The organism is Bdellovibrio bacteriovorus (assembly GCF_048286975.1).
GTDB classification, from domain to species: domain Bacteria; phylum Bdellovibrionota; class Bdellovibrionia; order Bdellovibrionales; family Bdellovibrionaceae; genus Bdellovibrio; species Bdellovibrio bacteriovorus_H.
Genome location: NZ_JBLVRT010000004.1, coordinates 164,171 through 187,308 on the forward strand (window position 1 = coordinate 164,171; position 23,138 = coordinate 187,308).

The following is a 23,138-nucleotide window of genomic DNA, read 5'->3' on the forward strand; positions in this document are numbered from 1 at the left end:
ACGTGGCAGAAGCAGCAAAGAAACTGGAAGGAGCAGCCCTGACAAGGCTGCTTTCTTTGGTGAAGACACATACCGGAATCACGATGGAAGAGCGCAAGCGTGACATGCTTGCCGCCCGGATCAAACCGCGCCTGAGGGTTTTGGGGCTTGAATCTCTGGAAGACTACATTGACCATCTGGAACAGGGCAAAGTCGAAGTTCAGGATTTCGTAAATCTCGTCACAACCAATGAAACCCACTTCTTCCGCACCCAGGCGGTGTGGGACTTTTTCCAGAACGAGTACCTTCCGGAATGGTATAAAAAGAATCCGGATACGATCCTCAGAATATGGTCGGCGGCGGCCTCGACCGGTGAAGAAGCCCACTCTTTGGGTATGGCTTGCGAAGAATTCCGCTTCAAACATCCTTCTTTCAAATACAAAGTCATGGGTTCAGATATAGACACAGAAGTGCTTGCAAAGGCGCGTTCGGGTGTTTTCAAAGACCGGACTTTGGATGAATTGAAAAGTCGCCGTCCGGAATTTGTTGAAAAATATTTCCGCGAGCAGGCCGATGGCACTTTCCGCATCAGCCCGGTGATCAGCGCCAATCTGGATTTTTTCCAGCACAATCTGCACAAGGCGCCTCCGAAGGGTCTGATGTTTGACATCGTTTTTTTGCGCAATGTTTTGATTTACTTTAACGATCAGGATCAGGAACTGGTGCTTTCCAATATGCACCGGGCTTTGAAGCCGGAAGGCATGCTGATCCTGGGTGAATCCGAGTCTTTGGCGCGCCATAAGACTCAGTTCAACTTTAAAAAACCTCTGATCTATGTGAAGGGCTGATATGTTGCCAGTCGAACACCACGTCAGAATTGGTCAGATCCTGATCGCTGAAAACGGCGAGGTGTTAAAGACTGTGCTGGGTTCGTGTGTGGGAATTGCTCTGGTGTGGAGACGCCAGAACAAGTGGGCTCTGGCTCATTGCCTGCTGCCGTACCCGGAAACCTTCAAAGAGGACAAAGATGCCCGCTATGTCAGTCAAACCGTTCCCCGCATGCTGGAAAGAATGGGCGCGACTTTGGCGGATGTTTCCGAAATGGAGGCCATCGTCGCCGGTGGCGGCCGCATGATGGACGGGGATAAAAGCTATTCCAAATTTGTCGTCGGAGATGAAAATCTGAAAGCGGCAAAAGCGGTGCTGGAAAAACACCGCATTCGCATCGTGGCCTTTGAGCCCGGCGGTGAACAGGGAACCAAGATGCGTATCGCCGGTGACGGTGACTATTCCATCGAAAGACTTCCCAAGACGGGTTAGGAAGAAACTATGAAAAACTCTTCGCATATGCAAATGTTTGCTTCTTTCCGACTGGGTCAGACTGAACTGGCCGTTTCAATCTCGTCCTTGCAGGAAGTCGTCAACTATCCGGAAAAAATCACTCTGGTGCCGCTGGCGCCGGATTATCTGACGGGTTTGTTTAACCTGCGTGGCACGGTCACTCCGATTGTGGATATCGGCCGCCTGCTGGATGTGGAAACTTCCGGCAACAACAGTGTCAAAAAAGTGGCGATCGTGCATGTCAACAGCGTGCGCATCGGTTTGCTTTTTGACTCCACTTCGGAAATTTTGAATGTTCAGGCCGGGGATGTCTCGCGCTTTGAAAACCCTTTGGAGGGTCGCAAGTCAGTGATCCGCAGTATCCTGAAGCTTAACGGCGGGGACCGCATCGTTGAGGTGCTGGATCCTGAAGCTTTGGTTAAAATCGAAAATATCCCGCAGATTCTGGAGCAAAGCCGCAGTACGGAGACGGAAATGACCCGCAAGGCCTCCAAACGGGAACAGTGCATCACCGTGCACTCTGGAGCGTTGGAATTTGGTCTGAGTATTTCCGGGATTCGCGAGATCATCCGTGTACCCGAGATTAAACGCAGCGTTCTGGCCGTGGACTATTGCATCGGCATGGTGAACCTGCGTGGCACGATCATTCCTATTTTGGATTTTCGCATGTTCCTGAAGATTGAAGGCGAAGAATGCAAGGACCTTGAGTCCCGTCGCATCGTGATTTTGAAGCTTCAGAATATTCAGGTGGGTTTTCTGGTCGACAGTGTCGACAGCATCGTAACTTTCTTTGAAGAGGAAGTTTTGCCGATTCCCATGTTTGCACAGGAAAAAGTCGAGATGATGCGCGGGCTGCTGGCGCAGGAAAATAAAGCCAATGTTGTGCTGCTGAACGAAAGCAAAATTCTTTCAGACCAAGAGATCCTGGCTATCACTCGCGGGCATGATTCTTTGTATGGAAATCGCGAGAAAGAGGCCGAGGCGGCCAAAGCCAGGACCGAAAGAAAGCCGTATATTTCCTTCCGGCTGGATTTCATGCTGTCGACGCGCTTAAGTTCGATTGACGAGATTGCCAAGGTCGAAGGTGAATTGATGCGGCCGCCGGGTTATCCGGAATATGTCGTGGGCATGATGAAGATGCGTGGCGAGGTCGTGACGATTGTTGATTTGCGAACCTTCTATGGAATGAAGCCGACCACAGACCCTGCGAACTCACGGGTTTTGATCGTCAAGGGCCAGCAAAGCAAGTTCGGTCTGCTGGTGGATTCTGTGGAGTCCATTGACACCGTGGATGAGGCCAATAAGACGCGTATTCCGACGATCCTTGCTCCGGAAGCGACGAAGACTCTGCAGGGCCATATGAAAGAAATTGTCGAAGTCACGGACCTTGCCGGTGTAAAAAAGACGTTTATGATTCTGGATGTGCCTGAGCTTATGAATCGGCTGGATGTCCGCGCGGCATAAATGACAAACTGATTACTTGACGTTCGCGCCCAAGTGCTGGAGTACTCATGCAGAGGGAACTGTATGACGAAGACTGTAAAAAGAATCCTGCAAATCAGCATTTTGGTTCTTGGCCTTTATGGCCTTGCTGGATTCATTCTGGTTCCCTGGATTATAAAATCCCAAATCATCAAACAAGCCGAACAAAGACTTCAGACAACCCCGCAGGTGGGTTCGGTGTCGCTCAATCCCTTCACCTTTGAGCTTGTAATTCAAAAGTTCCTGCTGCCATCAAAAGATCAGGAAAAACCACGGCTGGCATTTGAACGCTTCTCGGTGAATCTGACTCTCTATGCTTTGTTCAATCAGGAAATTCGTCTGAAAAGCGTTTCTCTGGACAAGGCCTCGGCGCGCTTTGCGGTGTTTAAAAGTGGTGACACCAATTGGGAATTGACGCCGACCGGGGAACCCGAAAAAGACACTTCTCAGGATTCAGATTGGATTTTGACGCTGGAGCAAATTCAAATCCGTGAAAGTGGTGTGGACTTTTTTGACTACACTCACGCCACGCCGCTGGAACTTCCTTTGGGACCCATGAATCTGGCCGCTGCCAATATCAGCACATCTTTGGGCTCCACGACCTCTTTGAAGTCTTTGAACATTTCTTTCGGTGAACAAGGATCATTGAATTTAAGCGGGGACATGCAGTTAAAACCTGTCACCGTCAATCTTACCGTGGAAGCACGTCAAGTACCGTTGGATTTTTTGACAGCTTATCTTTCGGATCATACTTATTTGACGCTGAAAAAGGGGCAGGCCGACACCGTGTCACGCATTCAATATCAGAATGGCCGAGTGCGTGTAACAGGCGAAGCCCAGATCCACAACTTGGCGCTGGTGCCTGAAAATCAGGATAAGCCCGTGGTGGAATGGGCGCAGTTGGATTTGCAAGGCATAGATGTCACCACCGGCCCGTTGGATTTAAAGGCTGCCGAGTTGGATTTGAAAGGTCTTAAAACTGACGTGGAGTTGCGAAAAGACGGCACGTTGAACTTCCGCTCCTTCGTGAAGAAATCTCCGCAGGGCCCCGCGGAAGTGGAAACCACCAAGCCTGCTGACGCCACGAAAAAAGCTCCGCTAAAATATCATATTGGAAAACTGACTTTAAGCGACGGCCTGGTGAACTACGCGGATCTGCAGATCCGTCCGAATTTTAAAGCGCTGGTGCATGATCTTGAGGGTTCTGTCGGACCGATTTCCCCAAAGGCGGATGAAAAGATTCAAATTGCTTTGTCCGGGCAGGTTGAAGCCTACGGAAAATTCAAGGGCAAAGGTTTTGTGATTCCGGGAACCAAGCGCCCCACGCTGGATCTGGACATGAACTTCCACAATATCGAGATGACGACCTTTACGCCTTATTCAGGGCACTTCGCCGGATACGAAATCAAAAAAGGAAAGCTGTTCCTGGATTTGAACTACAAGCTTGTCAACAGTCGTATCAAAGGCAGCAACAAGGTGCTGCTGGATCAGTTCACTCTGGGGGACAAGGTTGAAAGCAAGAATGCGACCGGCTGGCCTTTAAAGCTGGGGTTGGCGTTGATGAAGGACCGCAAAGGGCAAATCAAGTTTCAACTGCCGGTGGAAGGGGATGTGAATTCTCCGTCCTTCTCATTGGGTAATCTGATTTGGACAGCCGTCAAAAACATGATCATCAATATCGTGGCGGCACCCTTTGATTTTCTCGCAAGCCTGGTCGGTGGCGGCGATGACATGCAGGACATCCTCTTTGCTCCGGGGCAGAGCGAGCTTAAAGCCGGTGAAAAAGAAAAGCTGATAAAGCTGGCCCAAGCCCTGGCCGAGCGACCACAGTTGAATCTTGAGATTCGCGGCGAATATCAGGAGGCCGACAGGCAGGCGCTGCAGGTGAAAGCCCTGGAAGAAAAGCTTGAACCGTTACTTGCAAAAAACAAAGATCGCAGCAAAGCGGTGCGAATTGTCGCAAAAGAGAATTTGCAGCCGGAAGCTTTCGAAGCCATTGAAGACCAATTTGCCAAAGACCCAGCCGGGCGCATCGCTACCTGGGAAAAGAAAACAGCGGAAGCATTGTCCGTCAGCGACGATGAACTAAAAGGCCTGGCTCTTACCCGGGGAAAGGCTGTCATGACGGAGCTTGCTGCTGGCAAAGTTGAAACGGAACGGCTGTACTTGTTATCAGGCAGTGCCGGAGAGGCAGGCAAGGCCCCACAGGTGACCTTGTTGCTGAAGGAAAAGTAATTAATTCCCCGCGCAGAAGTTGCGGATGGTATCCGGGAAGCAGGTATAGATTATCGCCGGATCTTTGGGGCCCTGGCCATCCAGATAGACCAGTTTTCCTTGGTCACCATCCACATGCAGTTCAACGTGTCGTTCGATATCCGCGTCACCCGCGACGATGCTGACACCGTTGTCGCGGCATTCAAGGGTTTGAATCTGATACGGCATCGGACGAATTCCATAGGGAATGTGGGTGTCGATCCAAAGAACCTGCAAGGTCGGTTCTTTGCTCACAGTGATACGCAAATCAGTATTAAAAATATCCGAGTGGTAGGGACGTTGGCAGAATAAGCTGTGGGACGCGGTTTTCGCGGCGGCAGAACCAAATATCAGGAAAAGAACCGGCACCAGTTGTTTCATAAAGTCCTCTTTCAACTGAAGCTCGGTCTAATGGAAAAATTTGTCAACGGGACTTAAATTAAGATGGTTTCATATTCGGGAATCAGGCAAGCCTGCCAGCGTGAAAGGAAGCCGCTGGGCAGACTTGCCCAAGGGAAGTCCGTTCTTAGTTGCGACAGACGTGTCCGTGATAGACATTGTTGCCGGTGTAGCACTTGCACGGCTGACCAAAGCGGTCGGTGTAGCCCATGTCGCAATAGTTCCCGCGGTTCATGCAGCAGTAACGGGATGTAGATCCACCGCCCCCCTGCAGATCCACCTCGGCCGGTATCTCGGCTGTCGACATCTCAACCATGGATTCGATCTCTACCGGCAGTGTCACCAGAGTTTGTTCTTCAGCGTGAGCAAAACACGACAGCCCCAGAATCATAAACAGAGCCATAACCATATTTTTCATGAAATCCTCCTTGAGCTGTTTATTGTGTATCAAACTCTCAAGGCGGCAATATGTATTCGGTCACTTCTTAGGTGGAACGTGGACGAACATGCGGACGATAGCGGAAGTAAAACAGCAGAATGATTCCCACACACATCACCAGCGATCCCAGATATTTCCAGACACGACCGGGATCGCGATTCACTGACAGAATCGAGGCGGTGACTCCGCCATTCGGGGATTCTTCAAAACTGGCTTGATAAATATAATAACCCTGATGCTTCAGGGGTTCGTTCATTGAAATATTCGCGCGTTGATCAGCGAACTGCACTTCGCTTTCGTAAGCCATAGCGCGCATGGTGCCGGGATAATCTGTTTTTTTGAAATTTCTTAAAGAGATATCAAATCCCAGAGGGATTTTTTTGTGATGATACGCGACCAGATAAACCCATTCGTCTGTGAAGACTTTGATATAGTCATTTAGCACCAGATAGCTTTCCTGTCCGTTATAACGAACTTTCAGGGAAGCGCGCGTGGCAGGGGTGGGACGATCCATGGAACGAACTTCGTATTTCTGTACAGCTTTGGTCAGGAACTGAAGGGTGCGAAGCTCAAGGCCCATCCACGCGGTTTGAATGCGGTCGCCTTCCGTCAGGGTGCCTTTTTTATAAGGGTTCTGACTGTCTTTGCTGTACAGGGCATAGTTCAGCTGCTGTTTTTCATTCTGATACAGACGGATTTCGTTGATCTCAGGACGGCGTTCCCACAGGCCTCCCATGGTCACCAGCACCGGGCCGATTTGTTTTTCGGCGCGTTCAAAGGCGTTGCGCTGAATCAGCCAGTCGATTTCACTGACATTGGCATTGGCCAGTTGAAAGCGCACGGCGGAACCGCTTTGCGCTGCCGGCGAAGCTTCAACACGGGTTTGTGCCAGCCCATAGGGGATGGATTCCAGCAATTCGAAATGCAGCCCCTTGGCCTTGATCAGAAACGGTTCGCTGGCGGTGATGGGATTTTTTAGAAAGTTCACTTCTTCGGAATAGACTTTGTCATAGCCGTCCCCTGTGCGCGATCGGTAGACGGTCAGCTGTGTGTCCTGAAGTTGAACTTCGCTGACAGCTTCAGCAGTGCGGGTCAGACGTATGATGCCGTCCACGCCATAGAGCTGGGTTAACAGCGCTCCAAATATGATCATGATGATGCCGACATGGGCACAGATGAACGCCGCATGGCGGGGCTTCCAAGGCCAGCGATCGGCAATCACGGCGACAAGGCTTGTGACCAACAGTCCCAAGGCAGTGTACATCCAGACAGAGTTGTAAACGAGCTGCTTGGCAGTCCAGGCATCAAAGCGGGCTTCAATGAATGTGCCCACGGAAATCAGTACAGCTAAAACGGCGATGATGACCACCGCCAGTTTTAAGGAAGCAAAAAAACGAATCACCGGTCGAAACACGCGGAAACTACTTTCCGGCTACTTTTTTGGCGCGAAGGCTTGCCACCAGTTTTTGTCCTTCACGGACTTTTTCGATGGAAAGACCCAAAATACGCGCAGCTTCCTGAGGAGCATGGAAGCCAGAGGAGTTTTCAGCTTCGACAAAGTCGAACAGGAACTGAGCTTCTTTTTGCAGGGCGCGGGCTTTCATGAGTGTCTCAGACGGATTCTTTTCGTCTTTAAATTCTTTCAGGTCATTGATGTAGTCCACCAGCGCATCAAAGGCCACATCACGCAAAGATATATGACGATCCTGGATTGTTTCCACGCGGGCTTTCAGTTCTGCCTCGGGCACATTATGGCAGGTCTGGCAGGCTTTGTTGATATTCAGAAGCGGGCTGCGCACCTGATGATCGGTGACTTTCATAGCGCCGACACGCTGATAAGGCATGTGACAGTCCACGCAGGCTACACCAGCGCGGGCGTGGGTTCCTTGATTGAACATTTCAAACTCGGGGTGCTGCGCTTTTAGAACTTCCGCTCCGGTCAGGGCATGCACCCAGTCCTTGAAGCCGTTTTCTTTGTAGTATTCCATGATCTGATCGGCCTTCAGGCCTTTACCCCATGGATAAGTCAGGCGTTTTTCTTCACCTTTAAAGAAATACTCAACGTGACACTGGCCACACACAAAGCTGCGCATTTCCTGGCGGGAAGCCATTTTGTTGACGTCGTATTCCTTGATGCCCTGCTGGGCTTTGACCAGCTTGATGCCTTCGATAAAGGCCGGACGGGTGATACGCAAAGACATGGTGGACGGGTCATGACAGTCGATGCAGGACACCGGGTGCTGAACTGAGTGCACGATGTCTTTGTAAGGGATTTTCCCCATCTCTTCAAAGCCCTTGGTGATGTCGCCATTGCCCAGTTTTTTATACAACAAATAGGTGGAGGCGTGGCAGTTCAGGCACGTGCCCGGCTGTTTCACTACATTCTGGCGCTCGGTGAAAATCTGATCCACCAGCATATAGGCGTGACCGCGCTCTTCCCGGAAGTCTTTGGAAAAGGCGTATCCGGCCCACATGGTCTTCAGGCGGGGATCTTCATCCAATTTTTGAGCGGACACCACATCACGGGGGTCTTTGTCTGTTGGGATGTGGGGGAACGCTTCAGAGCCACCGTACTTGGTGCGGGTCATGTCCGCTGTTTTCAGGTAAGAGTCGTACTGGTGCGGGAAGTTTTTCCCCCAGATCGCCGGATCATCGATGTCGTCAGTGATCTCAACCACGCGATAGAATGGATTTTTCTCTTCAGATTTTCTTTCAAAGATATTCACCAGCAATGCCGTGACCAGAACTGTGACGATGGCAGCGCCGCCGACAGCCAGAAACATCCATTTGTTCTTATTCATATCAGACTCCTATCGAACGTGTCCCACACCGCGGTGGCAGTGCAGACAGTTGGCTTCCTCGTTGTGATTTTTATCGGTGCGATCCATGGCCTGCACCATCGGTTGATGGCAGTTCAGGCAGGAGCTTTTTACCACCTTCAGGCTGTGTTCCTTGATCAGGATGGGCTCGTGAAAGTTCTGAAGGGTGAAGGCCACGGAGTGGTTCCAGCCATTCAGCGCCTTGACGGCATACTTGCCGACGATGTTGTGGGGCAGATGGCAGTCATTGCATTTAGCGACGTGGTGATGGGCGGACTTTTGCCATGAATCCATATTTTCGCGCATTACATGGCAATTCACACAGGCCTTGGGATCGTCCGACAGGTACGAATACCCTTTGGCATAGATGAATGAATAGCAGCCCAAGCCGATCACAATACCGAAAAGAAGCAAAATAAGCAGATTGAGTTTGCTGAAGTTGGACATAAACGGATTATCAATTACTTTTCAATAATTGAGTAGGTTTATTCCGACACTGGGCTCTTCAATCCAACCCGGGTTGAAGGGCATAAAAAAGCCGACCCCAGAGGTGGAGTCGGCGGTATTTTAACAGAAACTATGACGGCGATTATTTACTTCGCGCTGATTTCAACAAGTGTGCAAGCCGGTGCCTGCACGACAACTTCATATTGAGTTGTCCAAGTGTCACCTTCGTCGTTGGCGCCAGAGATTTCAACAGTCACAGCAGCCTGACGCTGGTCAATTTTTACGTAGGCAGTGATGGAAGACTCAAATTCGTGGCCCTGGATGCCGGTGGCGTCACGCAGATAATCAGCTTCCGCGGCACCTTGTGCAAACTGAGCGCAGGGAAGTTTTTCAAGTTTAGCAGCCATCGCGGAAGTGGAAACGAGGGTCATCAGAACAAGAATCAATGATTTCATGGGAAACTCCGTGGTTTTTTAAGAGCCCTCTTTAGCACAGACAAATACGAATCACTATGGGGGCAGAGGGTCGGATAAAAATTATTCACGGGATTTTTCAATTGTGTGCTCCGTCAGATTCCGACGGAGCACTCGGTGTCAGTTTTTTGTGATGAATAGGTTGTTAAGGTGTAAAGGCCTTAAACCAGAGAGCCTGATCAGTTCCTTTCACGTAAATGATCAGATACCCTTGAGCCAATGCGGCAGCTCCGGGGCCGGAGGTTAAAATTCCTCCCAAGGACTCCCACGAGCTCCATTTGCCATCCCACCACAGGTGCCAAAGGGCGTTGTCAGTGCCGCGAACAAAAACATCCAGTCTTCCTGCGCCCCAGGAAGCCACATCGGGATCAGAGGTCAGAATTCCGCCCAGAGATTCCCAGCCGGACCAGCCACCCGCGAACCACTTGTGCCAGAGGGCGTTGTCAGTGCCACGGACAAAGACGTCAATTCTTCCGGCGGACCATGACGCCGCCGCAGGGTCGGAAGTCAGAATGCCACCCAAGGATTCCCACTCAGACCACGCGCCACTGGCGAACCACTTGTGCCAGAGAGCATTGTCGGTGCCGCGAACAAAGACATCCACCCGGCCAAATTCCCATGAAGTCACCGCAGGGCCTGATGTCAGCACACCACCGATGCTGATCCATTCACTCCACTGAGATCCCCACCAGTAACGCGCCCAGAGAGCATTGTCAGTGCCTCGGGCAAAGACATAGATCTGTTCACCTTGGCAGGCTGCCGCCGGAGAAGACGTCAGCACGCCCCCTAAAGAAAACCATTCCGACCAGCCAGCGCCATTCCAATAGCGCGACCACAGCGCATTGTCGGTGCCTTTCACAAACACGATGTTACGAAAACCCGACATGGAACAACTGGCCGGATCGGAAGTGCCAATACCACCGATGGTGATCCAATCGGACCACCCGGCGGGATTGAACTTTCCGGTCATACCGAACGAAGGATCATTTGTCGTGAGGGGCGAGTTGGGAACGTACCCTTGGGCCGAGAATGAAGACAATAACAACGTCGCAAAAAGTGATATTATTTTGAAACGCATAACCACCTCCTTGTACGAATGTGTGGAGCTGATGGCTTCAAAGTATCACTGGTAATTTACGCTGCCAAACCAGTCAGGATCAGACTGGCCTTTTAATATTCGTAATCAATGAGCGTGCGGAAATAATTCGGGACAGGAGCCTTGATGGTGATGCGCTTTTTGCTGTGCGGGTGAGTGAACTCAAGACTGGCAGAATGCAGACGCAGTTCTTTGAAGTTCGTTGTGGGCTTTCCGTACTTGGGATCGCCGACGATGGGGTGTCCTTCGCCAGCCAGATGCACGCGGATTTGATTTTTCTTGCCGGTCAGCAGGTTGATTTTCAAAAGACTGAATTTCTCAGTTTCTTTCAGAACCTCATATTCGGTGATTGCCAACTTTCCTTTGTCGGAATCCTTGCTGGAATGGACAACGTAGTTTTCATCCTCTTCCAGATAACTGGTGATCGTGCCGCTTTTCTTCGGCATCTTGCCGTGAACAATCGCGTAGTATGTTTTGATCGTGGATTTCCAGTCGTCTTTCAGAAAGTGCATAACCTCTTCGGTTTTTGCAAAGATCAAAACACCGGTTGTGGCCTGATCCAGACGATGCACGACAAAGACACACTTGTTGGAACGGGGGTTGCCCTTACGGACGTACAGATTCAGCAGGTTGTGGACAGTATTGTCTCGATCCCACTTAGCCGCCACAGTCAGAACACCGGCTGCCTTGTTGCCGACGATGACATCCAGGTCTTCGTGAAGAATTTCAAAGCCGCGGGGTTGGTGTTTTTTGGGGATCTTTTTCATTGGAACCTGCTGTCTGTTGAGGGCTTGTTTTTAGCCTATTCTGACAGCAGGTGCCTAGTGGATTTTCTGGAAAATGTATTAATTGTCCTGGCTGACTTTGTCACCGGTGATATTGCAGTATTTTGAGTCGCGAACCGGAACTTCCAGTTCAATCGGGGTGTTACCCAATGAAGTCACGGTGGCTTTTAGTAGCATAGTTCCATTGGGATTGATGGACAACGAGGCCGTCACCTGACCTTTCAGCTGACTGTAAATGGTGGTACGGTCAAAGATTCCATTTTCACTGGAGGTGCTTTCCCCCTTGGCAATGATGGTGGCTTGCACCGGGCCGCATGTGAACGACGTTTTCATAAGATCCCCGTGGGGATTCGTGCAGGCGGCTTTCGGACTGATGGCCAATGTCATGCCAGTCAGTGTTTTATTTGCATCCGCTGCACGCCCTGTGACTTGAGAAAGGTCGTAGTTGCCGCGATTGCCCCAGTAGCCTAACTCTGCGTTCAGAGTGATGTAGGTGCCGTCAAAGCCGATGGCGCCGTCACGGTTGATGAAGAAGTTACGTTGTGTGAAAGAGGGGCTGTCCGTGCACTCCAGATTTAAGGCCATTGCTGAGTTGCCAAGAAGAAGAGCAGCGGCCAGGAAAAGTGATTTCATAAGATACCTCCAATTTGTTGATCGCAAGCTATTATGAAGGCATTTATATGTAAAGTCAGATATTGTATATACCTTCTATAGGTGAATACCTATGGAAGGTGATTCACAGGTTGGGACCTGGACTGCCTTCAGGCGGGGATTGGTCCGGGGACCATGATTGTTGTCATGGGTTCGTAGCGCGGGGAGGGCTTGTATCGTCTAATGTAAGTCATCCAGAGAGGTGTTTATGGACTCAAGTAAGCCTTCCGAAGCGTCACCAATCTCCGGCAACTTCAGCAAAGAACGCAATCCGGCAGTTCAAAACGGTGTTCAGTACAATCAAGGGGACATCGAGGATCATCAAAGTAAAGACGATCAGGAAAAGCCCTGGGATAAAAAAGACGGTGATAAATCTGAAGTCATCGACAGCGAAGGGCACCGCAATCGTATTAATCACTATTGACTGACACTACTCACACAGTTCGTCGCGGATCTTCATGAACAGATCCGCGCGATCAGTAATCACGCCATCGGCCCCAGAGGCGATGACCCACTTCAGTTCCTCAACCGAGTTCGGAGTCCACGCCACCACGCGAATTCCTTTTTGATGCAGTCCAAAGACCACCTCCGGCGTCAGCTGTGGCCAGCCCGTTGTTACCAGCCGGCTGCCCAGTTTGCTGGCGGCCTCCAAGGCTCCTCGGGCGTCCCATATCAAGGGCACGACTTCGATGTCCGGAGCTTTGGCTTTCAGATTCCTCAGAGTTTCATGGTTGAAGGACTGCACAAAGAATCGGTCATGGCTCCAGCCGCTTTGGCGGATCTCTTTGAGGATCAGTTCCAGGTACTGCTCCTCTGCGGGGAAATACTGCACCTGATCTTTGAAATATTTGATTTCGATATTCAGACGAGTGGGCTTGCCTGCCACTTTATAATCCTTGAAAACACTAAAGACATCACGCAACAGCGGGATGGGTTCGGTGTGAGCTTCAGAATAGTGGCGTTCTCCGCAGCGGATCTGCGAAGCTTCGGCATAACTCATATTGCGAAGTGCGGCTTTTTCAAGGGACTTGCCATGCAAAGAACAGCGTTCCGCCTGAATGTTTGGAATCGGGTCATGAGCCGTCACGATCTGATCATCCCCGGTGATCATCAGATCCAGCTCTGCGGTGTCGGCCCCCGCATCATAAGCCGCTTTGAAAGAGGCAATGGTGTTATTGGCATATCCATCGATGCCGCGGTGACCATGGACTTCCATGTTTTTGGCAATCAGGCACATCACGGCATTCTTACCCAAGGTGTCGCCGCTGAAGGGGCGGCGCTGAATGGGGCTTGGAGCTTGCGCCAAGGTGGTCAGACCGACCCCAGAGATCAGAAGCGCGACCATGGCGGGTGAAAGGATATGTCTCATAGACTAAGGGTATCGGATGAAACTGGACCTGAATCAACTGCTCAGATTGTAAAGTCTCAAATTGTGACACTGATTTGTGACAAGTTGGCAGCATTAGTGTGGCGTGAAGGATGCCCCCACCGATGATCTTTCATAAAATGACAGCTATGAAAGACACACAATTGTATCAGCAGCTTAAGCAGGTTTGGCAAATGCTCAATGAGCCCATCTTTCGCATCAAGGACGCCGAGATTTCTGCGGCCAGTGTGTTGGTTTCTCTGTTGTTGCTGGTTGCGGCTGTCTATGGTTCGAAGCTGGTCAGTAAGCTTGTAGTCAGACAGCTGTCACGGCGCCGGGTGGACAGCGGGGTGCGTGACTCCATCGCGAAGTTTGTGCGCTATGTGCTGGTGGTGATGGGGGGCATATTTGCCCTTGATAACATGGGGATCTCGATCAGCTCGTTGGCGGCAGTCGGGGCCGTCCTGATGGTGGGAATCGGTTTTGGTTTGCAAAACATCACCCAGAATTTTATAGCCGGGATAATTTTACTGATAGAGCGTCCGATCAAGGTCGGCGACATCATTCGGGTGGGCGACACCTCTGGAAAAGTCATCGACATCCGGGTGCGTTCCTCGATCATTCAGACCCGGGATGATATCACCATCATCGTTCCCAATTCCAAATTCATCTCTGAAGAAGTCACTAATGAAAGTTTGGCCTCGGGCAAAATTCGCCAGCACATCACGGTGGGTGTGGCCTATGGTTCTGACGTCGCACTGGTGAAAAAGATTCTGATTGAAGCCGCTTTGGAGCACACCGAAGTTGTGAAGGAACCCAAACCCAATGCTTTGCTTAAAAACTTCGGGGAATCGTCGCTGGATTTCGATCTGCGCTTTTGGTGTCAGAATATCTGGCGCATTGAAAGCATCACCAGCGATATTCGCTCAATAATCGTCGAGCGTTTTCAGGAAAATAAAATACTCATTCCTTATCCACGGCGGGATCTGCATATAGTAGAGTCCTCACTGCAGGACTCTACCTCCCAGACCCCGGTACAAAATCAGGGGCTGGATCACTAGTTACGGTTCATCATTTCTTCGAAGGCCCCGACGGCTTTGGCGTCATGGCTTGGAACTATCAGAAGATCGGGATACTTTTTTTGCAGAGCCTGCAGTTCAAGAATCCGGGTCATGACTTCATCAGGTTTGTTGTCAGCGAATTTCGAGCTAATCCAGAACTTGGGCAGCCCTTTGGTGATCCCGTCGGAATTCCAAACTGTATCACCGACCAGAAAGGCTCTTTTGCCGCTGGCAAGATTGATGAAAAGCCCCACGGACCCCGGAGAATGCCCCGGCATTCCCACCAGAATCAGACTTCCATCACCAAAGATATCGCGGCTGTTCGCGTAGCCCTCATAGCTTTTGTTTTCCAGCGTGTAAGTCTGCCAGACAATCTGGTCGTTGAACAAAGAGGGGAAGATTGCCGGAGAGGCATTTTTTGTTTTTAAAAAATCCAGTTCCTGAGGAAGAACCTCGACCGGGACACCTGGAAAATCGATCAAGCCACTGGAATGATCAAAGTGAGCATGGGACAGAATAATACGGTCTGCCTTAAGCCCTAGGGCTTTCAGCTGATCTGCGGCGGATTCTTTTTGTATAAACTTTGTGGCCGGTCGGGCCCACCAGACCATATCCTTCACCTGCGCTTTAATGGAATGTCCCAAACCGGTATCAAACAGGAATGTCCCTTTCGGATGCTGGATAAAGAATGCGGGGTGGACCATGGAAAACTTTTTAAACCACGAGCCTCCTTTGATAGTTTCAGCCTCAGGCGGGGAAATGGTTCCGGTATACAGAACCTTCACATTCAGTTTCTCATCGCGAGACCAGCTCGGGAATGAGATTGCGGTTATTGCCATTAAAATCATCAAATATTTTCTCATACGAACTCCCATGGACTTCATCCTAAACTATGGAGTAAACTCCATGGTCAAGAGGGCTTTTTATGCTGATTGGACAATTATCCAAAGAAACCGGTATCTCCCGGGATACCTTGCGCTTTTATGAAAAAGAGGGGCTGATCCGCAGCTCATTAAGAGAAAATGGATACAGAGACTATGCGTCTGCGGTGGTGGAGGAGCTGAAGCTGATCCAGCTTGCCAAAACCCTGGGCTTCAGCCTGAAAGAAATCAAGAGTTTGAAGGTGGCTTTGCTTAAAGGTGAGTTGTCCCGCGAAAAAGTGCGTTCGCAGCTTGAAAAGAAGCTGCTTTGGATCGAGCAGCAAAGCCAGGGGCTGAAGATGATGAAAAAGCTGATTCTGGAAAAATTGAATAATTGCGACACACCCATTTGCTAGAAACGGGGTGTATTGTCCCGGCCCGCGCGAACGACACGGCCGGGATCTAGATCAGTGAATTACGGTTTAACGAATTTCAGGGTCATGCGATCGCTTTCACCGATAGCTTCATACTTCGCACGGTCTTTGTCGCCCTCAGCAAAAGACGGTGGCAAAGTCCAGACACCTTTTGGATAGTTCTTGGTGTCTTTTGGGTTGGCATTGATTTCGGATTTTTCAACCAGTTTGAAACCTGCTGCCTGAGCCATGCGAATGACTTGCTTTTCGCTGACGTAACCGCTCTTGGATTTTTTGTCCTCTTTTTTGCGGGCATCGGCACGGTGTTCAACCACACCCAGGACGCCGCCAGGTTTCAGGGCATTGAAGAAAGATTTGAAAGCCGCTTTTTCAGAACCATGAGTCATCCAGTTGTGAACGTTTCTGAAGGTCAGAACCATGTCAGCTGAATTGTCTTCGGCGATTTTTGCCGGGGGAGCAAAGTCATTCACCGTCACTTTAGCGCTGATTTCAGGGTGAGCTTGCAGCCAGTCCAGGAATTTCTGACCGCCGCCATAGACAGACACTGGGACCGCTGCGGCGATGTACTTGCCCTTGGCAGAAAGATAAGGGGCCAGGATTTCAGCATACCAGCCGGCACCCGGAGAAATTTCCACCACGGTCATTTCCGGTTTCAGACCAAAGAATTCCAGAGTTTCAGCAGGATGGCGGTAAGCATCGCGGACTTTGTTGGTTTCTGTGCGATAAGGGCTGCTTAGAGCTTCTTGCAATGTGGTTGGCAACGCTGGGGTGGCAGGCTTTGTTTCCTTGGGAGTGGAACTGCAGGCCGCGGCAAAGAGCAAAGGCAGCAATAGAAGTGATCTCATGGTGTCTCCTTTTTTGGTTTGTATAAGCATTGTTTTTCAAGGCCTGTCAGGCAACCAAAAACAAACTAAGTATTGCGAATATTTCCGCGGAACCTGACGATAACCACACAGGCCCGTGGCGGGTTTGTTCATGACTCAACGGTATCCTTTTGGTAAATTTGAGACCAGGATCCATCCTGGATTGTACTTTGTTGAGGTGAAATGAAACAGCCACTGAATGATCTTTACTGGATCGAGGAGCTTCTGCCCCCGGGATATGATTGCCTGCCCAAGCACGGCGGTCTTGCCTACTATCTGGATATGAAGCTGGTGCTTATTCTGGTCGAGCGAAAAGGTCTTTATGAACATAAAGGTGTCAGCTATCCCTTTGAGCTGTGGAATGGCTGTATCATTCCGGTGGAAAAGAAAAAGCAAAGTGCGTTCTTTTTGAAATATCTGTTTTTGGAAAATCATCCGGCGAACAAAGACTGGTTGTATATTCCGGCCCAGTCTGAAGATTTCGAAGACGAGGTCAAACAACTGATGCGCGAAATCAGCAAGGGCAATCCGCTGCTGGGACTGCCGGTGAAGTCAACTTTGTCGGAAAAAGCCGAAGGGACTTCCGCGAAGAAATCCCCGCGGAAAGCCAAGACAGATAAAAAGAAGGAAAACGCCTTCTTTTTATCCATTGCCAAGAAATCCGGAAAATAAATTTCTTATGGCAGTAAGGCCATGCGGGACTTGATTCGTCCGGCTTCCAGCTCGTGCAGCCAGTGATTCACTTCTTTCATGGGGGCGGTTTGAACCTGCGGTTTAATTTTACCCTCTGCAATCAAGTCATAAAGCTCTTGCATCTCAACGTGTGTACCCCAGAAGGACGCCTGCACTTTGGTTTCAAAGGTGATGGCTGTCGCAGTTGTCAGTGGCACTTGCGCAGACCCCAAACCGATCAGCAGAATGGTGCCGCCGGGTTTTACAAAATTCTGGGCATCTTTGAAGGTTGATTCAAGGCCCACAAAATCCACCACCACATCATAGGACAGGGGCTTCAGTGAAGAGATCTGTTTCGAATTCAAAACATTCTGCACGCCAAAAGATTTCGCCATCTCAAGGTTGGCATCTTTTAAATCAACGGCTGTGACCTCGGCCCCCAAAGCCAAAGCAATCTGAACACCGTTCATTCCCAGTCCACCCAAGCCAATGGCCAGCACTTTGGATCCCAAGCCCACGCCGCCTTTGGTTTTGATGGCGTGATAGGGTGTTAACACCGCATCGGTCGCAACAGCCGCGACTTCGGGACTGATACCCTTAGGGACTTTCACAATGTTGCGTGCAGGAACTTTCAGGTATTCGGCATACGCGCCGTCTTGTCCCAGGCCGATAAAGGTTCTGCTCGGGTCATTGCACAGGTTGTCGTGACCAGTGCGGCAATAGTCGCAGTGCCCACAAGGGTTGGGCCCGTGAACCGCGTAAAGATCACCGGGATTGAAAGTACCTGTGACCTCCGAACCTTTTTCCACCACTTCACCGCAGGCCTCGTGACCCATAGTGAAAGTTTCTTTGTAAGGAACTTCACCGTGCAGAACGTGAAGGTCTGAATGGCAAATGCCTGCCGCGCGGACTTTAAGGATCACATCCAGCGGACCTGGGGTTGGCTTGGGAATATCGACAAGGGAAAGTTCTTTTTTTCCAGGGACGTATCTTGCTGCGAACATAATAGCTCCTCTGCTAAACATGATTTTCCATGTAATGGTTTTAGAAGTCATTATGCAGAAACGCAGAAATTTTCTCCGCCCCGGGGTGGAAAAGTTTCAATCTTGATATCGATCAAGGTTCTTAAATCAAAACAGGTCCATTTTCATCTCAAAACCGCATTTGCGGGACGGCAGGGTTCCACGGAAACTCTTGCGAATTCTGCCGTCATCATTTTGTTTAATAGCTGTATATGGAGAAACTAAAATGAGCATGAAAAAACTTTGGATCGCGTTTGGGGTTGTGGTTGTTGCCTCTTTCTCGGTTTTGATTTTCTATGGTGTCGAGATCTATCGCGAAGCGCCCCCGATACCGGACAAGGTCGTCACCGCCAGTGGTGAAGTCCTTTTCACGGGTGAAGACATTCTAAACGGGCAGAACGTTTGGCAGTCCATGGGCGGACAAGAGGTCGGATCCATCTGGGGTCACGGGGCCTATGTGGCGCCGGACTGGACAGCGGACTGGCTTCATCGTGAAGCCGTATTCATTCTGGATAAATGGTCCAACGCCGAATTCACAAAACCTTATGAGCAGCTGAACGAAGAACAAAAGGCCGGGCTGGTGGCGCGTCTTCAAAAAGAAATGCGCACCAATACTTACTCTAAAGAAAATGGCACGTTGACAGTCTCGGCTATTCGTAAAGAGTCGATGGATTCCAACAATGCGCACTATCGTTCCTTGTTCATGGACGATCCGGCGTTGAAAGGTTTGCGTGAAGCTTATGCGATTCCGGCAAACGCCATTCGCGATCAGGATCGCATGCGCCAGATGAATGCCTTTTTCTTCTGGGCATCATGGGCTGCGGGCACCGAGCGCCCTGGTCACGATATCACTTATACCAACAACTGGCCTCCGGACAAATTGATCGGCAATGAACCAACAGGTTCCATGCTGTTGTGGACGGGCTTTAGTGTCATCATTCTGCTGGCCGGTGTGGGGGCGTTGGGGCTTTATTATGCGGCTCAAAGGGATGAAGATCCCGGTGTCGCAAGTTTGCCTGAAAAAGATCCGTTGCTGGGATTGAATCCAACACCTTCCATGTCAGCGACCCTGAAGTATTTCTGGGTGGTGACGGCATTGATCGTGGTGCAGGTGATTCTGGGGGCGGTGGCGGCCCACTATGCGGTCGAAGGGGATGGCTTCTATGGTATTCCGCTTTCGGATTTCCTGCCGTACTCGGTGACTCGCACTTGGCACGTGCAGATGGGTATCTTCTGGATTGCGACTTCATGGCTGGCAACGGGATTGTTTATTGGTCCTGCGATCTCGGAACATGAGCCGAAGTTCCAAAGATTCGGTGTGAATTTCCTTTTCATTTCTTTGCTGGTGATCGTCGTTGGCTCGATGGCGGGCCAGTGGTTCGGGGTCATGCAAAAACTGGATCTGGTGCAGAACTTCTGGTTCGGTCATCAGGGCTATGAATATGTCGACCTGGGACGTTTCTGGCAGGCGTTCTTGTTGATTGGCTTGTTCTTGTGGTTGTTCCTGATGGTGCGCTCGGTTTGGCCGGCGTTTAAAAAGGCGCAAGAATCACGTCACTTGCTGGCGCTGTTCCTGATCTCTTGTGCGGCGATTGCGTTGTTCTATGGCGCGGGTCTGATGTGGGGACGTCACACAAATCTGGCCGTGGCCGAGTACTGGAGATGGTGGGTCGTTCACTTGTGGGTTGAGGGTTTCTTTGAAGTCTTTGCAACCGTCGTGATCGCCTTCTTGTTCGTGCGCATGGGACTGGTCAACGTGAAGCTTGCTTCCAGTACGGTTCTGTTCTCGACAGTGATCTTCCTGTTCGGGGGCATTCTTGGGACTTTCCACCATTTGTACTTTACTGGAACTCCAACGGCGGTCCTTGCGTTAGGAGCGTCGTTCAGTGCGCTGGAATGCGTGCCCTTGGTGCTGATGGGTTTTGAAGCCTATCACAACCTGAAACTGGGAAAATCAACGGCGTGGTTGAAAGCCTACAAGTGGCCAATCTACTGTTTCGTGTCGGTGGCGTTCTGGAACTTCCTGGGTGCAGGCATCTTTGGTTTCCTGATCAACCCACCGATTGCCCTTTATTATATGCAAGGCTTGAATACGACTCCACTGCATGGTCATACCGCTTTGTTTGGGGTGTATGGCATGCTGGGAATCGGTTTGATGCTGTTCGTGCTTAAAGGCCTGGCCGCCCGTAATGAATGGCGGGACGGAGTGATTGGTTTTGCCTTCTGGAGCATCAACATTGGTTTGCTGCTGATGGCGCTGTTAAGTCTGTTGCCTCTGGGGTTGTTGCAGACCATGGCCAGTGTTGAGCACGGTCTTTGGTACGCAAGGTCCGCTGAATTTATGCAGACGGAGCTGTTGGACGTCATTCGCTGGTTGCGAGTGATTGGCGACACAGTCTTTGCCTTGGGTGCATTGGCTTTGGGTTGGTTTGTGATTGGCCTTAAAACCGGACATTCTTTGAAAAAGACTGTGGATCTTTCCCAGACAAGCTATCCAAGTTCTTCGCCGAAGAAACGCTAAAATTGCCGAGGCTCTTTGTGAAAACAAAGGGCCTCTTTGTCCTTTTAATTTAAGATTCCGCCTGATAGAAAATAGGTATAAGGAATCTTACGATGAAATCTAAAATCAAACTGGTTCTTAGAATTTTGCTGGGCGCTTTTCTGGTGTATGCCGGCACTGGGCATTTGACATGGCTTCGCACTGAATTTTTGGCGCAAGTTCCAAAATGGCAGCCCTTGGATCCTGATTTTGTGGTCGTGGCCTCGGGGGTTGTTGAGATCCTGCTGGGTCTTAGTTTCCTGTTCTTGACCCGTTACAAAGCGCAGGTCGGAGTTGCCGGGGCATTGTTCTTCATTGCGATCTTTCCGGGGAATATCAATCAGTACGTCTATCAGATCGATGCCTTCGGTTTAAATACCGACACGGCAAGGCTGATTCGTTTGTTCTTTCAACCGGTCTTGGTGGCCTGGGCGCTTTGGTGCACCGGGGGCTGGGACTATCTGAAGGCCCTCTGGCGTCGTAAAGGACGTAAAACGGCGTATTTTCAGGCTTAAAATGAAATAAATGGGTCTTTATGATTGGCATATTTCAAGCTATAAGCAGGGGATGGTGCTAAGTCGGTTGAAAGCCATTTTCATTTTAGCTTTGGGTCTTGTGGTCAGCCTATCTGGCAGGGCTGCGGACCTGACGTCGGTCTTTCAGAAGACCTATGCCGACAATTCTCTGTTAAGCTTTGCCGAGCAAGCTCAGCTTCGCCAATTTGATTTTTATCTGGTGCCGGGAATACTGTCCGAGGCCTTCTTGAAAGAGGACGACCGATCTTCAGTCAGCTTCGCGCGTTTGACGGGCGATTATCTAGGCACCCAGCAAGAGCTTCTACAGAACGTTTATAAATTTAATTCTGTCAGGCTTTCCAGTTCTTCCAAATCAGTCTCTGAAATCAAAGACAGTATCCGTGCAGCTCTGAATCAGTCGGCGAGTGTCGGCAGAAAAGCCGTGTTCCTGACTCACTCTTTGGGTGGTTTGGCGCTGCTGGAAGAATTGGTGGATTCCCCGAATTACAGGGACTCTGTCGCGGGAATTGTATTCTTGCAAAGCCCATTCAAGGGCTCACCCATTGCGGATGCGTATTTTGATAATCCGATTTATCTGGATAAGTTCCTGGGCGGACTGATCCCGTTCTTTAATACTTCGCCAGAAACCATTCGTTATCTGGGGACCGCCAGCCGTTCGCAGTTTATGAAAGAAAACAGCCAGACGATCACCACGATCACAAATATTCCGATGATTACGGTCGGAGGGGTGGTCAACGGGCAGAACAGCTTGTTCACTCCTGCGGTTAATATTATGGCGATGGGTTGTCTTGAAAAAGTTTTTGGCCAGTGTGTGGTAAGGCTTTATTCCGGACCGTATGATCTGAGTGACGGGATGGTGCCTTTTGAAAGTTCCAAGCTTCCGGGCGTGGACTTTGTCCGTTTGGACGGCGCTGACCATGGGGAAACGGTTGTGAACATCCCGTATGAACAGTACGACAAGGCGCGAACGACGACGGCCTTACTGCGTTTGCTGCTGCCGTCCTTGAAGACCCGTTAGCGAGTGTGAATCAGACTGTAGTCGTCAGTCACCTTGAGGCAGTTCATGCCTGCGGTATGAGCCGCTTCAATCCCCAGAACCGCATCTTCAAAGGCCAGACAGTCCGTCGGCGCAATATTGACTTTCGCCGCGGCCATCAAGAAACAATCCGGTGCGGGTTTGCCTTGGGTATAGTCCTCAGCGCAGACCAACGTTTCGAAGTACTTCTGAATACCCAGTTGGTTCATTGTCAGTTCAACGATCTTGCGGCGGCTGCCGGTGACGATCGCCATCGGAACCTTGCCATGATAGTGCTCGATGATCTCCATCACAGATTTGATGGTGGTGACATCGCTTAAAGAAGCCAGATAGTGTGCTTCCTTTTCTTTCACGAACTGCTCAGGATTGATATTCGTCTTATGCAGCTCATTCATCATCTCAACAATTCGTGCCGTGGGACGGCCGGCCCAGGACATGTGCTGATCCCGGCTGAGGGACAGATCATATTTGTCCAAGGCTTTGTTCCAAGCCGACAGGTGCGCTGGCATGGTGTCGGCCACGGTGCCGTCAAAATCAAACAAAAGGGCTTTAAAGGAGTGCTCAGGAAAATAGGACTTTAACATG

At 50.4% G+C, this 23,138-nt stretch carries 25 protein-coding genes; 11 read left to right on the forward strand and 14 right to left on the reverse strand.

Annotation, left to right across the window (positions count from 1 at the left end; translation table 11 throughout):
• Positions 1-2: 2 nt before the first annotated feature.
• From ACNQKP_RS13645 to ACNQKP_RS13660, 4 genes are all read left to right on the forward strand, one after another.
• A complete protein-coding gene (locus ACNQKP_RS13645; RefSeq protein WP_417865193.1) occupies positions 3-827 on the forward strand; it encodes a CheR family methyltransferase in 825 nt (274 codons plus the stop codon).
• A 1-nt stretch (position 828) separates the two neighbouring features.
• The gene (locus ACNQKP_RS13650) at positions 829-1,299 is read left to right on the forward strand and encodes a chemotaxis protein CheD (RefSeq protein WP_417865194.1); all 471 of its coding nucleotides are present in this window, start codon (positions 829-831) and stop codon (positions 1,297-1,299) included.
• 9 nt (positions 1,300-1,308) lie between these two features.
• On the forward strand, positions 1,309-2,784 hold the full coding sequence (locus ACNQKP_RS13655) for a chemotaxis protein CheW (RefSeq protein ID WP_417865196.1): 1,476 nt from the start codon (positions 1,309-1,311) through the stop codon (positions 2,782-2,784).
• Between the two features lie 63 nt (positions 2,785-2,847).
• The gene (locus ACNQKP_RS13660) at positions 2,848-5,037 is read left to right on the forward strand and encodes a DUF748 domain-containing protein (protein WP_417865198.1); all 2,190 of its coding nucleotides are present in this window, start codon (positions 2,848-2,850) and stop codon (positions 5,035-5,037) included.
• On the opposite strand, the gene ACNQKP_RS13665 is transcribed toward ACNQKP_RS13660, so the two are convergent.
• The 9 genes from ACNQKP_RS13665 to ACNQKP_RS13705 form a co-directional block, all read right to left on the reverse strand.
• On the reverse strand, positions 5,038-5,436 hold the full coding sequence (locus ACNQKP_RS13665; RefSeq protein WP_417865200.1) for a hypothetical protein: 399 nt from the start codon (positions 5,434-5,436) through the stop codon (positions 5,038-5,040).
• 145 nt (positions 5,437-5,581) lie between these two features.
• Positions 5,582-5,872, reverse strand: coding sequence for a hypothetical protein (locus ACNQKP_RS13670; protein ID WP_417865202.1), 291 nt, complete (start codon positions 5,870-5,872; stop codon positions 5,582-5,584).
• Positions 5,873-5,939: 67 nt separating this feature from the next.
• On the reverse strand, positions 5,940-7,295 hold the full coding sequence (locus ACNQKP_RS13675) for a cytochrome c biogenesis protein ResB (protein ID WP_417865204.1): 1,356 nt from the start codon (positions 7,293-7,295) through the stop codon (positions 5,940-5,942).
• Between the two features lie 19 nt (positions 7,296-7,314).
• On the reverse strand, positions 7,315-8,694 hold the full coding sequence (locus tag ACNQKP_RS13680) for an ammonia-forming cytochrome c nitrite reductase subunit c552 (RefSeq protein WP_417865206.1): 1,380 nt from the start codon (positions 8,692-8,694) through the stop codon (positions 7,315-7,317).
• Positions 8,695-8,703: 9 nt separating this feature from the next.
• A complete protein-coding gene (nrfH, locus tag ACNQKP_RS13685; protein WP_417865208.1) occupies positions 8,704-9,159 on the reverse strand; it encodes a cytochrome c nitrite reductase small subunit in 456 nt (151 codons plus the stop codon).
• A gap of 146 nt (positions 9,160-9,305) precedes the next feature.
• Positions 9,306-9,614, reverse strand: coding sequence for a hypothetical protein (locus ACNQKP_RS13690; protein WP_417865210.1), 309 nt, complete (start codon positions 9,612-9,614; stop codon positions 9,306-9,308).
• A gap of 163 nt (positions 9,615-9,777) precedes the next feature.
• On the reverse strand, positions 9,778-10,710 hold the full coding sequence (locus tag ACNQKP_RS13695) for a hypothetical protein (protein WP_417865212.1): 933 nt from the start codon (positions 10,708-10,710) through the stop codon (positions 9,778-9,780).
• A gap of 92 nt (positions 10,711-10,802) precedes the next feature.
• Entirely contained in the window at positions 10,803-11,495 is a 693-nt protein-coding gene (locus tag ACNQKP_RS13700) for an RluA family pseudouridine synthase (RefSeq protein WP_417865214.1), read from the reverse strand.
• Between the two features lie 78 nt (positions 11,496-11,573).
• Positions 11,574-12,146, reverse strand: coding sequence for a hypothetical protein (locus ACNQKP_RS13705; protein WP_417865216.1), 573 nt, complete (start codon positions 12,144-12,146; stop codon positions 11,574-11,576).
• A gap of 226 nt (positions 12,147-12,372) precedes the next feature.
• Here ACNQKP_RS13705 and ACNQKP_RS13710 point away from each other — a divergent pair, with 226 nt between their 5' ends.
• Entirely contained in the window at positions 12,373-12,588 is a 216-nt protein-coding gene (locus ACNQKP_RS13710) for a hypothetical protein (protein WP_417865218.1), read from the forward strand.
• A gap of 6 nt (positions 12,589-12,594) precedes the next feature.
• On the opposite strand, the gene ACNQKP_RS13715 is transcribed toward ACNQKP_RS13710, so the two are convergent.
• Complete coding sequence (locus ACNQKP_RS13715) at positions 12,595-13,533, reverse strand: glycerophosphodiester phosphodiesterase family protein (RefSeq protein ID WP_417865220.1); 939 nt, start codon at positions 13,531-13,533, stop codon at positions 12,595-12,597.
• 146 nt (positions 13,534-13,679) lie between these two features.
• Here ACNQKP_RS13715 and ACNQKP_RS13720 point away from each other — a divergent pair, with 146 nt between their 5' ends.
• Positions 13,680-14,591 carry a mechanosensitive ion channel family protein gene (locus tag ACNQKP_RS13720; protein ID WP_417865222.1) on the forward strand — a complete coding sequence of 304 codons (912 nt, stop codon included), beginning with the start codon at positions 13,680-13,682 and terminating at the stop codon, positions 14,589-14,591.
• Here the strand turns inward: ACNQKP_RS13720 and ACNQKP_RS13725 are convergent.
• Positions 14,588-15,430, reverse strand: a complete 843-nt coding sequence (locus ACNQKP_RS13725) for an MBL fold metallo-hydrolase (RefSeq protein ID WP_417865224.1) — start codon at positions 15,428-15,430, stop codon at positions 14,588-14,590. The genes ACNQKP_RS13720 and ACNQKP_RS13725 overlap by 4 nt on opposite strands.
• An 86-nt stretch (positions 15,431-15,516) precedes the next feature.
• Between ACNQKP_RS13725 and ACNQKP_RS13730 the strand changes: the two genes are divergently transcribed.
• The gene (locus ACNQKP_RS13730) at positions 15,517-15,867 is read left to right on the forward strand and encodes a MerR family transcriptional regulator (protein ID WP_417865226.1); all 351 of its coding nucleotides are present in this window, start codon (positions 15,517-15,519) and stop codon (positions 15,865-15,867) included.
• Positions 15,868-15,926: 59 nt separating this feature from the next.
• On the opposite strand, the gene ACNQKP_RS13735 is transcribed toward ACNQKP_RS13730, so the two are convergent.
• Positions 15,927-16,730: a class I SAM-dependent methyltransferase gene (locus tag ACNQKP_RS13735; protein ID WP_417865228.1), complete on the reverse strand. Its 804-nt coding sequence runs from the start codon at positions 16,728-16,730 to the stop codon at positions 15,927-15,929.
• 201 nt (positions 16,731-16,931) lie between these two features.
• On the opposite strand from ACNQKP_RS13735, the gene ACNQKP_RS13740 reads away from it, so the two are divergent.
• Positions 16,932-17,420 carry a hypothetical protein gene (locus ACNQKP_RS13740; protein WP_417865230.1) on the forward strand — a complete coding sequence of 163 codons (489 nt, stop codon included), beginning with the start codon at positions 16,932-16,934 and terminating at the stop codon, positions 17,418-17,420.
• Between the two features lie 5 nt (positions 17,421-17,425).
• Here ACNQKP_RS13740 and ACNQKP_RS13745 read toward each other — a convergent pair whose 3' ends face one another.
• Positions 17,426-18,424 (reverse strand): zinc-binding dehydrogenase, encoded by a 999-nt coding sequence (locus ACNQKP_RS13745; protein WP_417865232.1) that lies wholly within the window; start codon positions 18,422-18,424, stop codon positions 17,426-17,428.
• 244 nt (positions 18,425-18,668) lie between these two features.
• On the opposite strand from ACNQKP_RS13745, the gene ACNQKP_RS13750 reads away from it, so the two are divergent.
• From ACNQKP_RS13750 to ACNQKP_RS13760, 3 genes are all read left to right on the forward strand, one after another.
• Positions 18,669-20,963: a nitric-oxide reductase large subunit gene (locus ACNQKP_RS13750; protein WP_417865233.1), complete on the forward strand. Its 2,295-nt coding sequence runs from the start codon at positions 18,669-18,671 to the stop codon at positions 20,961-20,963.
• 92 nt (positions 20,964-21,055) lie between these two features.
• Positions 21,056-21,496, forward strand: a complete 441-nt coding sequence (locus tag ACNQKP_RS13755; RefSeq protein ID WP_417865235.1) for a DoxX family membrane protein — start codon at positions 21,056-21,058, stop codon at positions 21,494-21,496.
• Positions 21,497-21,506: 10 nt separating this feature from the next.
• Complete coding sequence (locus ACNQKP_RS13760; RefSeq protein ID WP_417865237.1) at positions 21,507-22,535, forward strand: hypothetical protein; 1,029 nt, start codon at positions 21,507-21,509, stop codon at positions 22,533-22,535.
• Here ACNQKP_RS13760 and ACNQKP_RS13765 read toward each other — a convergent pair.
• The gene (locus ACNQKP_RS13765; RefSeq protein WP_417865239.1) at positions 22,532-23,137 is read right to left on the reverse strand and encodes an HAD family hydrolase; all 606 of its coding nucleotides are present in this window, start codon (positions 23,135-23,137) and stop codon (positions 22,532-22,534) included. The genes ACNQKP_RS13760 and ACNQKP_RS13765 overlap by 4 nt on opposite strands.
• Between the last annotated feature and the right edge of the window lies 1 nt (position 23,138).

Bases quoted from the DNA above. Each gene is read 5' to 3' on its own strand.
- ACNQKP_RS13735 (WP_417865228.1), bottom strand. From the start codon at position 16,730: ATGAGATCACTTCTATTGCTGCCTTTGCTCTTTGCCGCGGCCTGCAGT.
- ACNQKP_RS13760 (WP_417865237.1), top strand. From the start codon at position 21,507: ATGGGTCTTTATGATTGGCATATTTCAAGCTATAAGCAGGGGATGGTG.
- ACNQKP_RS13745 (WP_417865232.1), bottom strand. From the start codon at position 18,424: ATGTTCGCAGCAAGATACGTCCCTGGAAAAAAAGAACTTTCCCTTGTC.
- ACNQKP_RS13715 (WP_417865220.1), bottom strand. From the start codon at position 13,533: ATGAGACATATCCTTTCACCCGCCATGGTCGCGCTTCTGATCTCTGGG.
- ACNQKP_RS13730 (WP_417865226.1), top strand. From the start codon at position 15,517: ATGCTGATTGGACAATTATCCAAAGAAACCGGTATCTCCCGGGATACC.
- ACNQKP_RS13670 (WP_417865202.1), bottom strand. From the start codon at position 5,872: ATGAAAAATATGGTTATGGCTCTGTTTATGATTCTGGGGCTGTCGTGT.
- nrfH (WP_417865208.1), bottom strand. From the start codon at position 9,159: ATGTCCAACTTCAGCAAACTCAATCTGCTTATTTTGCTTCTTTTCGGT.
- ACNQKP_RS13755 (WP_417865235.1), top strand. From the start codon at position 21,056: ATGAAATCTAAAATCAAACTGGTTCTTAGAATTTTGCTGGGCGCTTTT.
- ACNQKP_RS13680 (WP_417865206.1), bottom strand. From the start codon at position 8,694: ATGAATAAGAACAAATGGATGTTTCTGGCTGTCGGCGGCGCTGCCATC.
- ACNQKP_RS13655 (WP_417865196.1), top strand. From the start codon at position 1,309: ATGAAAAACTCTTCGCATATGCAAATGTTTGCTTCTTTCCGACTGGGT.
- ACNQKP_RS13765 (WP_417865239.1), bottom strand. From the start codon at position 23,137: ATGTTAAAGTCCTATTTTCCTGAGCACTCCTTTAAAGCCCTTTTGTTT.
- ACNQKP_RS13660 (WP_417865198.1), top strand. From the start codon at position 2,848: ATGACGAAGACTGTAAAAAGAATCCTGCAAATCAGCATTTTGGTTCTT.
- ACNQKP_RS13750 (WP_417865233.1), top strand. From the start codon at position 18,669: ATGAGCATGAAAAAACTTTGGATCGCGTTTGGGGTTGTGGTTGTTGCC.
- ACNQKP_RS13700 (WP_417865214.1), bottom strand. From the start codon at position 11,495: ATGAAAAAGATCCCCAAAAAACACCAACCCCGCGGCTTTGAAATTCTT.
- ACNQKP_RS13705 (WP_417865216.1), bottom strand. From the start codon at position 12,146: ATGAAATCACTTTTCCTGGCCGCTGCTCTTCTTCTTGGCAACTCAGCA.
- ACNQKP_RS13695 (WP_417865212.1), bottom strand. From the start codon at position 10,710: ATGCGTTTCAAAATAATATCACTTTTTGCGACGTTGTTATTGTCTTCA.
- ACNQKP_RS13710 (WP_417865218.1), top strand. From the start codon at position 12,373: ATGGACTCAAGTAAGCCTTCCGAAGCGTCACCAATCTCCGGCAACTTC.
- ACNQKP_RS13725 (WP_417865224.1), bottom strand. From the start codon at position 15,430: ATGGCAATAACCGCAATCTCATTCCCGAGCTGGTCTCGCGATGAGAAA.
- ACNQKP_RS13650 (WP_417865194.1), top strand. From the start codon at position 829: ATGTTGCCAGTCGAACACCACGTCAGAATTGGTCAGATCCTGATCGCT.
- ACNQKP_RS13720 (WP_417865222.1), top strand. From the start codon at position 13,680: ATGAAAGACACACAATTGTATCAGCAGCTTAAGCAGGTTTGGCAAATG.
- ACNQKP_RS13690 (WP_417865210.1), bottom strand. From the start codon at position 9,614: ATGAAATCATTGATTCTTGTTCTGATGACCCTCGTTTCCACTTCCGCG.
- ACNQKP_RS13665 (WP_417865200.1), bottom strand. From the start codon at position 5,436: ATGAAACAACTGGTGCCGGTTCTTTTCCTGATATTTGGTTCTGCCGCC.
- ACNQKP_RS13740 (WP_417865230.1), top strand. From the start codon at position 16,932: ATGAAACAGCCACTGAATGATCTTTACTGGATCGAGGAGCTTCTGCCC.